This window comes from Candidatus Contubernalis alkalaceticus, assembly GCF_022558445.1.
Taxonomy (GTDB): domain Bacteria; phylum Bacillota; class Dethiobacteria; order SKNC01; family SKNC01; genus Contubernalis; species Contubernalis alkaliaceticus.
Window position 1 is genome coordinate 266,178 of sequence record NZ_CP054699.1, and the last position, 12,732, is coordinate 278,909.

The window sequence follows — 12,732 nt, forward strand, 5'->3', positions numbered from 1 at the left end:
TTGGGATTGGAGGAGAATGAAGGTGACAGATTTACGGAACCTGCGCAAGCGGGCAGAGGATGAAGTAAAGGGAAAACCCAGTGTTACCATAAAGGATTTATCGCTGGAAGAGGCGCATAAGCTGCTCCACAAGCTCCAGGTTTACCAGGTAGAGTTGGAGATGCAAAATGATGAGTTGTGCCAAACACAATTGGAGTTGGATGCATCCCGCACCCAGTATTTTGATTTGTTCGATACGGCACCCGTTGGTTATGTGACCCTTGGTGCCAAAGGATTGATTGAGGAAGCGAATATGACTTTTGCTAATCTGCTTGGCGTGGATAGGAGTTACCTTACCTGTAAGCCCTTCACTAATTTCATTTTCAAGGAAGATCAGGAAGTCTATTACTTTAATTTAAAAAAAATGTATGAGACACAAAAGCCATCGGTTTTTGAAGTTAGGATTATTCATAAAAACGGTGATCGCTTATGGGTGCGATTGGAAATGACGGTGGTGAATAGTCAGGAGGGCTTTGTGTGCCGTGCGGTGATTGTGGACATTACAGACCTCAAGGAGACAGAGGAAGCCCTAAGAGAGCGTGAAGAGAAATACCGGGTCCTTGTTGAGAAACTTCAGGACACCGACCGCCAGAAGAATGATTTTATCGGCCTTCTCTCCCATGAAATTCGCAATCCCCTAGCCTCCATAATGATGGGGTTGTCGCTCCTAAGCAGTGTGGATCCATGTGGGGGAAAGGCTGTGCAGGCCCGAGAAATTATGAGCCGCCAGGTTGTGCAATTATCCCGTCTTATAGACGACTTGCTGGATGTTACCCGTATCAACCAGAATAAAATCGACCTTAAAATAAAGCGGCTTGAACTTAATGGGTTGATTAAGCGAATTGTAGAGGATTACATGGACTTATTTCAAAAAAAAGGGGTTAATCTGGAATTGGAACTTGCTGATATTCAGACCTATGTGGAAGGGGATGCAGCGCGCCTGACACAGATGGTGGGAAACCTGCTTCATAATGCCGTTAAATTCACTAATAGCGGTGGCAGTGCTGAGGTTGTTGTTTTAAAGGATAGCGTGGAGCAATCTGCAGTTATACATATTGTAGATAACGGGATTGGCCTGGAATCTGCAACGTTGTCTAACATATTTCAACCCTTTGTGCAGGTAAAAGAATTTATTAAACATGAGGATGGGGGTCTTGGGCTGGGCCTGGTGCTGGTTAAAGGTTTGGCTGAGTTGCATGGGGGAGAAGTATCTGCTCACAGTGACGGCTTGGGTAAAGGTTCACGCTTTGTTATTAGGTTGCCGCTTGCAAGCGACCAAACTGATGGTGGGGCTACCGAGGTTTTTCAAGATACTCTTCATAAGATAAGTCGGCGTGTATTAGTGATTGATGATATCAGTGATGTGGCACAGATTCTTAAAAATCTGCTGGAACACGAAGGCCACCAGGTTATGGTAGCTAATAGCGGAAAAGAGGGTATTGCAAAAGCGAAGATGTTTCGACCCGAAGTTGTGATTTGCGATATTGGACTACCCGATATTGATGGCTACCAGGTGGCCAAAGCCTTACGCGCAGTTGAAGAAATGAAAGGAACATATCTGATTTCTCTCTCAGGGTATGCGAGAGAAGAAGATGTTCAGCGGGCAAAGGAGGCGGGTTTTCACAGACAACTTGCTAAACCCGTAGAACTGGACACATTAAGGCAGACTTTGGCTCAAGTGGGGATGAAATAATCTTGCACCGTTCGCCCCGATGTTTTTGAGATAATCCCCTCTACATTACGGGATTAATGGGAACTACTGCGGTTCATGGAAAGTCCTTTACATAAGGGCTTTTTGTTTTTAAAAACTTTAAAACCATTCATTATTAACCCTCCCGGCATAGAAGGCTCGAACAGGCCAGCAGGGTAATTTTAAAAAAGGCGTCTGCTTATTATTAGCAGGCGCCCTTTCACCATTTGACAGGTCAGCAGCATTTCGTATTTGATATTATCGGTCCAGGGTCATCTGTTTCTATCTTTTCCACTTTCACCGCACAAACCTTAAGTTCAGGTATTTTAGCTATGGGGTCTATGGCACTATTGGTCAATTTGTTTACTGGGGATTCATGGTAATGGAAGGTCATGAAAACCACTCCCTGGGGGACCATATCGGTTAGTTCTACCCGGGTTTCAATTTCACCCCGGCGGGAGGATACTCTGACATTTTCTCCCTGAGTTATATTGAGTTTCTCGGCATCCTGGGGATTAATTTTCAAGAAATCCTCAGGCTTAAATTCCTCCAGGCTTCTGCTCCTACGGGTCATGGTCCCGGTATGGTAGTGGTACAGCATCCTTCCTGTGGTTAAAACCAGGGGATAGGATTCATCTGGCACTTCTGCGGGGAGTTCATTTTCCACTGCATGAAATTTGCCCAGGCCCCTTACAAATTTGTCAATGTGCATACAGGGCGTGCCCGGGTGTTCTGGGGAGGGACAGGGCCACTGCAGCCCTTCATTCTCAATACGGGAATAACTGAGGCCACCATAACTGGGAGTCAAGGATGCAATTTCCTCCATGATATAAGACGGGTGGGGGTAGTCCCAAGAAAATCCCAGTTTGTTGGCCAGGTCACTGAGGATCAGCCAGTCCGGCCGGCTTTCCCCCCGGGTTGTTACGGCCCTTCTAATTCGTTGTACCCTTCTCTCAGTATTTGAAAAGGTGCCGTCTTTTTCCGCAAAGGAAGCGGCTGGGAAAACGACATCAGCTATTTGTGCAGTTTCTGTTAGGAAGATATCCTGCACCACCAGAAGGTCAAGATTCTTTATGGCTTTTTCCACATGATTAACATTGGCATCACTGAGCATGACGTTTTCTCCCATTATATACATAAGTTTTATTTCCCTTGTTTCAGCGGCATCGAACATTTCTGTTACTGTAAGGCCCGGTTTACTGCTGAGAACCGCATTCCAAGAGCGGTTAAACTTTTCTATGTTTTTAGGATCTGTTACCCCCTGATATCCGGGGAAAACTCCTGGTAGAGCTCCCATATCACAGGCTCCCTGAACGTTATTTTGACCCCGGAGAGGGTTCACGCCAGAGTTTAATTTGCCAAGGTTCCCGGTGGCCATAGCCAGGTTGCCTATGGACATTACGTTATTTGTACCGGAGGTATGCTGGGTGATTCCCATAGTATATAGAATGGAAGCAGTTTCCGCTTCAGCATACATTAACGCTGCATCTATAATTAGTTCAGCGGGCACTCCAGTGATTTTTTCTACGTATTCCGGAGTATATTTCTCCACAGTTTTCTTTACTTCTTCAAAGCCTTCAGTTCGATTTTTAATGAAATCCTGGTCCAATTTATTTTCCTTAATAATTACGTGAAGAAGGCCGTTAAATAGGGCTACATCGGAACCGGGCCGGTGCTGGAGAAAAATATCTGCCACTTCCGCCAGGCCAATACGGCGGGGATCAGCTACTATTAAACTGGTTCCCCGGTTTTTTGCTTTCAGTATGCGATAGCTGATTACCGGATGGGTTTCCGTGGTGTTGGAACCGGTGACCAGAAGGCAGTTAGAAAATTCAATTTCGGAGATACTGTTGGTCATGGCCCCGCTGCCAAATGCGGTGGCCAGAGCAGCTACGGTAGGGGCATGGCAGAGGCGGGCACAGTGGTCTATGTTGTTGGTGCCCAGCATACGGAACAGTTTCTGTAAAAGGTAGTTGTCTTCATTGGTACAGCGGGCTGAACTGATTCCGGCTATGGCATCCGGGCCATGACTTTTAATTGTATCTTTTATTCTATCAGCCACAAAACTCAAGGCTTCCTCCCAGGTAGACTCCACCAGCTTTCCATCTTTTTTGATTAAGGGTTTGGTCAGCCGTTCCGGGCTGTGTACAAAGTCCCAACCAAACCGGCCTTTTACACAAAGATTTCCTCGGTTTACCGGACTTTCATAATTAGGGGAAACATCAACAATCTTATCTTCTTTTACATGCAGGTAAAAGCTGCATCCGGTTCCGCAGTAAGGACAGGTAGTTTTGACTTTTTTAACTTCCCAGGCCCGAGCTGCTCCCAGGCCTATTTTAGAAGTTAGTGCACCAACTGGGCATATATCCACACACATACCACAGAAAACACAAGTGGAGTTTTCCAAAGGTTCATCAAAGGCCGTAGATATGGTGGAATTAAACCCGCGATTAGCATAATCGATGGCTCCAGCACCGTTTATTTCATGGCAGATCCTGGCACATTTACCACAGAGAATACATTTATTCATATCCCTCTCATAGAATGGGTTACTTGTCTCCCGGGGAAGATTCTTTTTTTCTCCAATAAAATCGGTATTTTTTACATTATACCGGTAGCAGTAATCCTGAAGTTTACAGGTTCCGTTCTTTTCACAGGTGAGACAGTCCAGGGGATGGTTGGCTAAGAGAAGGTTAAGGTTTGCCTTTCTGGCTTGAACCACTCGCTCCGATTCAGTATGTACCACCATTCCATCATATACTGGAGCTACACAGGAAGCCGGCAGGTTCTTCATATTTTCTACTTCTACCACACAAATACGGCAGGCACCGGTTCCTACCAACTGCGGGTCATGGCAAAAGGTAGGTATATCTATTTTTGCCTGCCGGGCTGCCTCCAGGATTGTTGTGCCCACTGTCGTTTCTACTGGTTGTCCGTTAATCGTTAGCTTAATTACATTCATTTTCTTTTTCCTCCCAAGTTTTATTTCTTTCCGGCGCATTTAAATTATTAAACTTCTACTACTTATGCACTTCGCCAGAACTTGTCTCTTGAGAGTAATGTTCTACTTATTTCTCCGCGTTCCTTTATACTAAGCATAACGTTTTATTATGATAATCCGGGTTATTCAAAAAATATTGTAATAATTAGGAAAAGTTAAAGTTTTATCAGTTATGAATCTATATTATCTATATCATCAACTTTGTTACTTATTATCTTTGTAGATTGTTATTAACTTTCATAGTCAATACAGAAGAAGTTATTGATTTCAGATGAAAATTTGTTTTAATAGATTGATAAAGAATTACCCCTTTAACAGGCAGTAGTTCATTAGTTTAAAGGGGCCAATCTCTGCCCAAGGAAATAAATTCTTGAATATAAGGAGCCAATGTTTTTTGGCGATTATAAGCAAAGTAAAAACTTCTTCTATTTTTTAGCTCTTTGAGATGATAGTAATTAATTAAACTGCTGTGGCTGTAATCCATGGCGGCAATTTCTGAAATGATAGAAACCCCAACCCCTTCCTTGACCCCCTGCTTAATGGATTGAACGTTGTTGAAGTAAGCTACTACATTTAATCGAGAAATATCAATGTTTTCTTTTTTAAAAATTTTCTCCACCACCGCCTGGGTACCGGATCCGGGCTTGCGAAAGATAAAGGGATAGTCCAGAACCTCGGTAATGGATATAGGATTGTTAAAAACTACGTCTGCCGGAGTGATAAGGACTAGTTTCTCATCTAAAAAGGGAATATACTCAATCTTCTCAGAATAATATTTTTCTCCCAGCATTCCCAGGTCTGCATCCCCTTTTAACAGGCAGTCAGCTACAATTTCCGAACTGTTCTGGGTAAGGGTAAACTGAATACCTGGGTATTTTTTTACGAAATATGATATTAGAAAAGGGGCCATAAATTGTGCGGGTACTGTGCTGGCAGCAATATGAATGTTCCCTTCCGTTTTTCCCGTCCATTCTTTTAAATCCCACAAAGCCATATCACGCATCTTTATCATTTCCCGGGCCCAGTAAAAAAGCTTTTCTCCAAAAGGGGTCAAGGTTACTTCTTTACCCAGCCTGTCAAATAGTTTCTGCCCGAAATGTTTTTCCAGGCTGCCTATATGGGTGCTTACCGTGGATTGACTTAAGAAAATGTCCTCTGCCGCCCTGGAAAAACTCCTCTTTTCCGCTACTTTGATAAATGCTTGAAGTTGATAAAACTGCATGGTTATTGTACCTCCTCTTATATGGGGTGCTTTTGTAAAATATAGATTTATAAATTTGCATGCTTAGAATTAATTATTCTTCAACTAATTATAGTGACATTAATTGCTGTATCCTCATATGCATATGCATTCATTCTATCTATGCGTATCAATCTCCTTTATCTATAATAAGAATTTCATAATTTTCCATTGTTTATTATAATTTACTTGGATGTTTAATTAACATCCTGTTTTATATAGAGGCCCCGCCTTATGTACGGGCAGAGGGTTTCAGAGGGGGTGACGATAGATGAATCGTAAAAGGTGAGTGAATACTTATTTAATCTCCATTTGGGGAGAAGGTTTAAGCATTTAAAAGGAATAGATACACCAACTGTTTTTTTTTGGAAAAATACCTGATAAGTGAGGTGTAAATTTATTAATGAAGATATCCAGGAGGAACTTTTTAAAACTCTCAGGCCTGGCGGCTCTTACCGGTTCTTTGGCAGCAAAACTGGGATGTCAGCCGGATGATGAGGAAATTGCCGATCCCTCACCCGATACCGAACAACCAAAAACTGATGACGCTGTAGAGCTGCGGATTCAATATGCTGATACTGTAACCACCATCTGTCCTTTCTGTGGAGTGGGATGTGGAATATTATGTTTTGTGGAGGATGGAAAGCTCATAGGCACCGAGGGAGACGGTGACAATCCCCTAAATGAAGGGACCCTTTGCAGCAAAGGATCTGCCTTGTTCAATATGGCTTATGAGTACGATGAAGTAAAAGGAGAACCAGACATTAATTCCAGTCGGATTACTAAAGTCCTTTACCGGGCGCCAAAGGCTTCGGATTGGGAGGAGAAGGACTGGGATTGGGCTCTGGAGACCATAGCGGACAGAATAAAGAATACCAGAGATGAGTACTTTGAACAGACCAACTCTAATGGTGTTACCGTGAACCGCTGCAAAGCTCTTGCCTGGCTGGGCAGTGCCATGGTCAACAATGAGGAAAATTATTTGTTCCATAAAATTGCCCGGGCTTTAGGTATCATCAATTTTGATCATTGTGCCCGCCTGTGCCACTCCTCTACGGTAGCTGGTCTGGGCAATACCTTTGGCCGTGGTGCCATGACTAACCATATAAATGATTTCCAGCATTCTGATGTAGTAATGAATATTGGAGGAAATACGGCGGAGATGCATCCCATTTCCATGAAGTGGATTCAGAGGGCCAGAGATACCAAAGGAGCCAAATTAATCGTGGCGGATCCCCGGGTTTCCCGAACTGCTGCGGTGGCTGACCTGTATGCTCCCCTGCGTCCCGGGACAAATGTGGCTTTCCTCTCAGGACTGATTCAATATGCCCTGGAAAATGAAAAATATCACAGGGAATACGTGGTTAATTACACCAATGCTTCTTACCTGGTTAATCCCGATTTTAAATTTGAGGATGGCCTGTTTTCCGGTGCGGGAAAACATTCTGAGGGACATGTGCTGTATGATAAATCCACCTGGGCTTACCAAAGAAATGGGGATGGCAGCATTTTGAAGGATGAAACCCTGGAAGATCCCAACTGCGTGTTCCAATTAATGAAAGAGCATTATTCCCGTTACGACATAAAAACAGTAAGTGAAATTACCGGTTGTCCCCAGGATAAATTTAGGGAGACAGCGGAACTTTTCTGCAGTACCGGGGAACCGGGAAAAGCCGGATCCATATCCTATTCCATGGGTCAGACCCAGTTCACCTGCGGCGCTGCTAACGTTCGTTCCACAGCAATACTGCAGCTTCTTTTGGGGAATCTGGGAATTGCCGGGGGCGGAGTGAATGCTCAAAGGGGACAGTCCAACGTGCAGGGTGCCTGCGATATGGGCAACCTGTATCACATTATCCCCGGTTATCTGGGAATGATCAGGGATAACCTGCATCCTACATTTAATGATTACAATGAAAAAGAAACCCCGGCCACTGGATACTGGAGCAATAAGCCCAAATTCTTAGTGAGTCTGCTGAAAGCCTTCTGGGGAGAAAATGCCACGGCAGAAAATGATTTCTGCTATGATTATTTCCCCAAGCTGGATCAGAAAGACCGATCCCATATTGGAATATTCAATTATATGGGTGCCGGGGAAATCAAAGGATTTATTAACTGGGCGGATAACCCTGCCGTGAGCGGTCCTAACTGTTCTAAAGAGCGCAGCAGTATGGCGAATCTGGATTGGCTGGTGTGTGTAGACTTGTTTGAATGCGAAACTGCTGCCTTCTGGAAAGCCCCGGGAACAGATCCTGCAAATATTGATACGGAGGTTTTTCTTCTGCCGGCAGCTCTCCATATAGAGAGGGATGGAACTATAGCCAACACCGGACGCTGGATACAATGGCGGAATAAAGCTGTGGAAGCTCCTGGAGACTGCAAGCCGGATCTCTGGATTGTGGACCGCTTGTTTAAAGCCGTTAAGAAGGCTTACGAGGCTGATCCCGGACCTTTCCCCAATCCCATTTTAGAAATGCATTGGGGTTATGGTGAGGATGCTGATTCAGCAGAAGTAGCCAAGGAGATAAACGGGTATGAAACGGCTACCGGTAATCTGTTAAATAACTTTACCGCCCTGGCCGATGATGGTTCCACTACCTGCGGGTCCTGGATTTACAGCGGATACTATAACGATGAGAGCAATCCCCCCTGCAAGAAGCGTATCCGGGAGACTGAGGGAATTGGAAACCATTCAGACTGGTCCTTTTCCTGGCCTGTAAACAGGAGAATTCTCTATAACCGGTGTTCCTGTGATGCCGATGGGAAACCCTGGAACCCTGATGTCCCGGTTATGTGGTACGATAACGGGGAGTGGACAGGAAACGATATTCCGGATTTCAATGCCACCGTTTCCCCGGAGGAAAATGTGAACACACCCTTTATCATGAGGCCGGAGCTGCAGGCGCTGCTCTTTGGGCCGGGTATGGCAGACGGACCTTTCCCCGAATACTATGAGCCCTGGGAAAGCCCCTATGATAATATCATGTCCTCTGTCCAATTTAACCCCTGCAGCCAGGTATGGTATCCCCAAGAAAGGGCTGAAGTGGGCAGCACAGAGTTTCCCTATGTGGCCACTTCATATCGTTTGACGGAACATTACCAATCGGGTACCATGACCCGAAATATTCCCTGGCTCAATGAACTGATGCCGGAAATCTTTGTGGAAATCAGTCCTTCCCTGGCAGATATAATAAATGTTCAAAATGGAGACAAAGTGGAGGTATCCAGTAAGCGGGGTCAGTATGAGGCGGTAGCCTGTGTAACTCCCCGGTTAAAACCACTTAATGTGTATGGGCAGGATACGGAAATTGTCGGTATTGTTTGGCATTGGGGTTACATGGGCAAGTCCACAGGACCCACAGCTAATGATCTTACTCCATCCATTGGTGATGCCAATACCACTATACCAGAGTATAAAGCCTTTGTCTGTAACGTAAGGAGGGTTGGATAAATGGCCAAAGTAAAACTCATTGACGTCAGTAAATGTATAGGCTGTCGGGGCTGCCAGTCAGCCTGTAAAAACTGGAACCAGCTTCCTGCGGTGGAAACGAAATTTACTGGAACCTACGAGAATCCACCGGATCTTTCCCTGGAAACCTGGTGCCGGATAAAATTTAACGAGTATGACGAAGATAGTGTAAAGTGGTACTTTTCCAAGTACCAGTGCATGCACTGCTCAGATCCAGCCTGCAAAACCATTTGTCCGGTAAATGCCATATCCATAACCAGTCTTGGAACTGTGAATGTGGATTACGACACATGTATAGGCTGTGGAGCCTGTCAGTCAGCCTGTCCTTTTGATGTTCCCAGAATCGATACAAAAATGATGAAATGTACTCAATGCTTTGACCGGGTAAGCAATGGTCAAATTCCCGCCTGTGCAAAAACCTGTCCCACCGGGGCTGTAACCTTTGGAGAAAAGGAAGACAAAATAACTGAGGCGGAAGAAAGAGTTAATACACTAAAGGATATGGGCTTTTCAAATGCGCAAGTTTACGGTAAGGATGAACTGGGAGGTCTTGGGGTCATATATGCGCTGGCAGATGCACCGGAGAAATACGGTCTGCCCGCTGACCCGCAGGTAAGTCTTTCCACCTACTTCTGGAACGTGGCTCTGGCTCCGGTAAAAACCCTGGCCGCCTTGGGACTTACCATCGGGTTTATGGGGGAATTTATGAAAAAGAAAGCATCTGGCAAGAATGAGGAAAATATATCATAGGAACAATTCAGTAACTATTCAGTAAGAAAAGTTAATATTATCCAGATGAGAGACATGGGGATGCAGGATCTGTCTCCATGTCTTTCAAATTCCTATACTTCATTAGTTACCATTTAATAGTAGATTGTTTTTAATATAATTAGAGAAAATTTAAGGGCACCTGACAATTATGTCAGGTGCCCTTAATATAAAGAGAAGGTAAATAAGGCCAGTTTATTTGTTAACCTTTTGAATGGAAATCCCTTTCACTCCAGCTAATTTAGAGCTGTATTCATCAGTTCTGGTCATGGCTTCGTACTCACCTAATTTAATTGCTTCAATAAGTTCCCGTTCATTTTTTACCGGAGTTTTAAAACGGGTATAATAACGTCCAACTTCATTTAGCCGGTGAGCATCGCTTCCCCCTATGCCGGGGAGATTTAATTGTAAAGCAGCGTTTCGGGCCATTTCGTTAAGCATACCCGGAGTGTTACCGTTTTTTACTTCAATGGCATGATAATCAGTCAGGCTGAAAATTTTATCTCCCAGAGCCCTCTCAAAACGCCGGTAGGGATGGGCGGCTATGGCAGCGCCACCGGCAGAAGAAACCATTTGAAGTACTTCCTTTGCAGTGAACTTTCCTTCCTCAATGTCTTCCTCCAGGCCAAAAACCAGGAAATCACCCTCCACAGCGTTAACTTCCATTCCTCTTAAGATTAAAAAGTTTTTTTCTCTGCCAATTTTATGAGCCACCCTGGCTCCATGTAGGGTATCGTGATCTGTTACGCAGATAGCGTCAAGGCCGATATACCTGGCATAATCAATCATCTGGCAAATATCGATACAGCTGCAGGCGGAGGAGATATTTGTGTGGACGTGCATGTCAATGTTCATATATTCATGAGTTCCTTTTCAGTAATCGTTTATTATTTTACTGATTATAGTATACACCAAAAAACTATTAAAATCATTATTCATAACATTACTTTTTGTTATGCTATGGTTTGGATATAGTGCAATCTTGTTATAGTTATCATTTTTCTCTCTTCAATTACCTGCCTGACAGTCTTTTTGACACTTTTACTCTGTAACTTATCTATTTTAGTATAACATTTTTATATATTTACCCCCTCTTAATATAACATAAAGTAATTTTAAGTATTAAAATAACTGTGATAAGATTAAAGATATATAGGAAATATCATTAACTTTAAGTTTATAATCATCTTTAATCTATTCATCAAGGGGGTGAAGTATTAGCAAAAAAACAGTTAAAGTTTGTTTTCTATGGAAGAAAGAATGTTTGATTTAAAAGATCATAATATATCATTTGAGGGGGTAAGAGAAAAATTGAAGATTAAGCTGGACTTGTTTTTAAAGAAAAGCAGGAGTGCCAAGTTAATAATTTGTTTTATGGTGTTCGCTTTGATGTTCTCCATGTTCGCCGGGTGCGACGGTGATACCGATACCGATACAGAGACAGAAAATGGTGCCGTAGGGGAACAGGAAGAGGAGCAGAAGGAATATGAAACTCTCCAGATTTATGCTGCCTATGGTGGTCTGGACAACATAATGGCTGCCTTTACGGAAGCCACCGGTATCGAAGCTGAATATATCAGCATGTCCTCTGGAGAAGTACTTTCCAGGATGAGGGCCGAACAGGGCAGAGCTTTGGGAGACGTTTGGTTCGGAGGCGGAGTGGACAGCTTCATGGTGGCGGCAGAGGATGGTTTGCTGGAAGCTTATGTTTCACCGGAAGCCCAGTACATTGATGAGAAATTTAAAGATCCTGACGGTTACTGGACAGGGGTTTCCATTGTATTGGTTACCCTGGTGGTAAACAAAGATCTGGCGGAAAGTAAAGGGATTCCTATACCCCAAACCTGGGAAGAGCTGATAGACAGTAAGTATGAAGGGGAAATACTGATGCCTAACCCGGGGATTTCAGGTACCGCCTATACTTTTATTGCATCAATATTACAGATATTAGGTGAAGAAAAAGGATGGGAGTACCTGGACAAGCTGGATGAAAATGCACCTTATTATGCAGAAAGAGGTAGTGAGCCTCCCCAAAAGGCAGCCCTGGGAGAAGTGATGATCGGAGTCAGCCCCGACGGAATAGGTACCAAGAGGGAAGGATATCCTGTGGAAGTGATTTATCCCTCCGACGGAACCGCCTGGTGGCATTCCCCCGTGGCTATTATAGAAGGGACCAGCAACCTGGAAGCGGCTCAGAAATTTGTAGACTGGACCCTTACTGCAGAGGGGCAGGCTGTGCTGGCCAAGGAAAGCCCCCGGCCCAGCACTCGGCCCAACGTGGAGCTGCCGGAGGATGTGCCGGATCTGGATTCTTTGAATCTGGTGGAGTATGATTTTGATGAAGCGGCCCAGAAGAGGGACGCTATCGTTGACCAGTGGAGTGAAAGGTACTCCAACTAATACTATAATTAAAGGACCGGTTAAGGGATATTCAGTTACCCTTAATCGGTCATTTGTTTAAAATTATTTCAACTAAATTTGAGAGTTTTATAGTGAAAGTATAAAAGCCAAATCATGAGAACCTA

The 12,732-nt window shown here is 44.1% G+C and carries 7 protein-coding genes; 4 read left to right on the plus strand and 3 right to left on the minus strand.

Translation table 11 applies throughout. From position 1 onward, the window contains the following. Nucleotides 1-22: 22 nt before the first annotated feature. Nucleotides 23-1,732: a hybrid sensor histidine kinase/response regulator gene (locus HUE98_RS01250; protein WP_241422087.1), complete on the plus strand. Its 1,710-nt coding sequence runs from the start codon at nucleotides 23-25 to the stop codon at nucleotides 1,730-1,732. A 232-nt stretch (nucleotides 1,733-1,964) separates the two neighbouring features. Here HUE98_RS01250 and fdhF read toward each other — a convergent pair whose 3' ends face one another. Further along, a complete protein-coding gene (fdhF, locus tag HUE98_RS01255; protein WP_241422088.1) occupies nucleotides 1,965-4,691 on the minus strand; it encodes a formate dehydrogenase subunit alpha in 2,727 nt (908 codons plus the stop codon). A gap of 373 nt (nucleotides 4,692-5,064) precedes the next feature. Then, entirely contained in the window at nucleotides 5,065-5,952 is an 888-nt protein-coding gene (locus HUE98_RS01260; RefSeq protein ID WP_241422089.1) for a selenium metabolism-associated LysR family transcriptional regulator, read from the minus strand. A gap of 421 nt (nucleotides 5,953-6,373) precedes the next feature. Here HUE98_RS01260 and fdnG point away from each other — a divergent pair, with 421 nt between their 5' ends. Next, nucleotides 6,374-9,421 carry a formate dehydrogenase-N subunit alpha gene (gene fdnG / locus HUE98_RS01265; protein WP_241422090.1) on the plus strand — a complete coding sequence of 1,016 codons (3,048 nt, stop codon included), beginning with the start codon at nucleotides 6,374-6,376 and terminating at the stop codon, nucleotides 9,419-9,421. Continuing rightward, a complete protein-coding gene (locus tag HUE98_RS01270) occupies nucleotides 9,422-10,189 on the plus strand; it encodes a 4Fe-4S dicluster domain-containing protein (protein ID WP_241422091.1) in 768 nt (255 codons plus the stop codon). A gap of 213 nt (nucleotides 10,190-10,402) precedes the next feature. Here the strand turns inward: HUE98_RS01270 and HUE98_RS01275 are convergent, their stop codons facing one another. Further along, nucleotides 10,403-11,062 (minus strand): PHP domain-containing protein, encoded by a 660-nt coding sequence (locus tag HUE98_RS01275; protein ID WP_241422092.1) that lies wholly within the window; start codon nucleotides 11,060-11,062, stop codon nucleotides 10,403-10,405. A gap of 456 nt (nucleotides 11,063-11,518) precedes the next feature. Between HUE98_RS01275 and HUE98_RS01280 the strand changes: the two genes are divergently transcribed. Next, nucleotides 11,519-12,607 carry an ABC transporter substrate-binding protein gene (locus HUE98_RS01280; RefSeq protein ID WP_241422093.1) on the plus strand — a complete coding sequence of 363 codons (1,089 nt, stop codon included), beginning with the start codon at nucleotides 11,519-11,521 and terminating at the stop codon, nucleotides 12,605-12,607. The last annotated feature ends 125 nt before the right edge of the window (nucleotides 12,608-12,732 follow it).

Bases quoted from the DNA above. Each gene is read 5' to 3' on its own strand.
- HUE98_RS01275 (WP_241422092.1), bottom strand. From the start codon at position 11,062: ATGAACATTGACATGCACGTCCACACAAATATCTCCTCCGCCTGCAGC.
- HUE98_RS01270 (WP_241422091.1), top strand. From the start codon at position 9,422: ATGGCCAAAGTAAAACTCATTGACGTCAGTAAATGTATAGGCTGTCGG.
- HUE98_RS01260 (WP_241422089.1), bottom strand. From the start codon at position 5,952: ATGCAGTTTTATCAACTTCAAGCATTTATCAAAGTAGCGGAAAAGAGG.
- fdhF (WP_241422088.1), bottom strand. From the start codon at position 4,691: ATGAATGTAATTAAGCTAACGATTAACGGACAACCAGTAGAAACGACA.
- fdnG (WP_241422090.1), top strand. From the start codon at position 6,374: ATGAAGATATCCAGGAGGAACTTTTTAAAACTCTCAGGCCTGGCGGCT.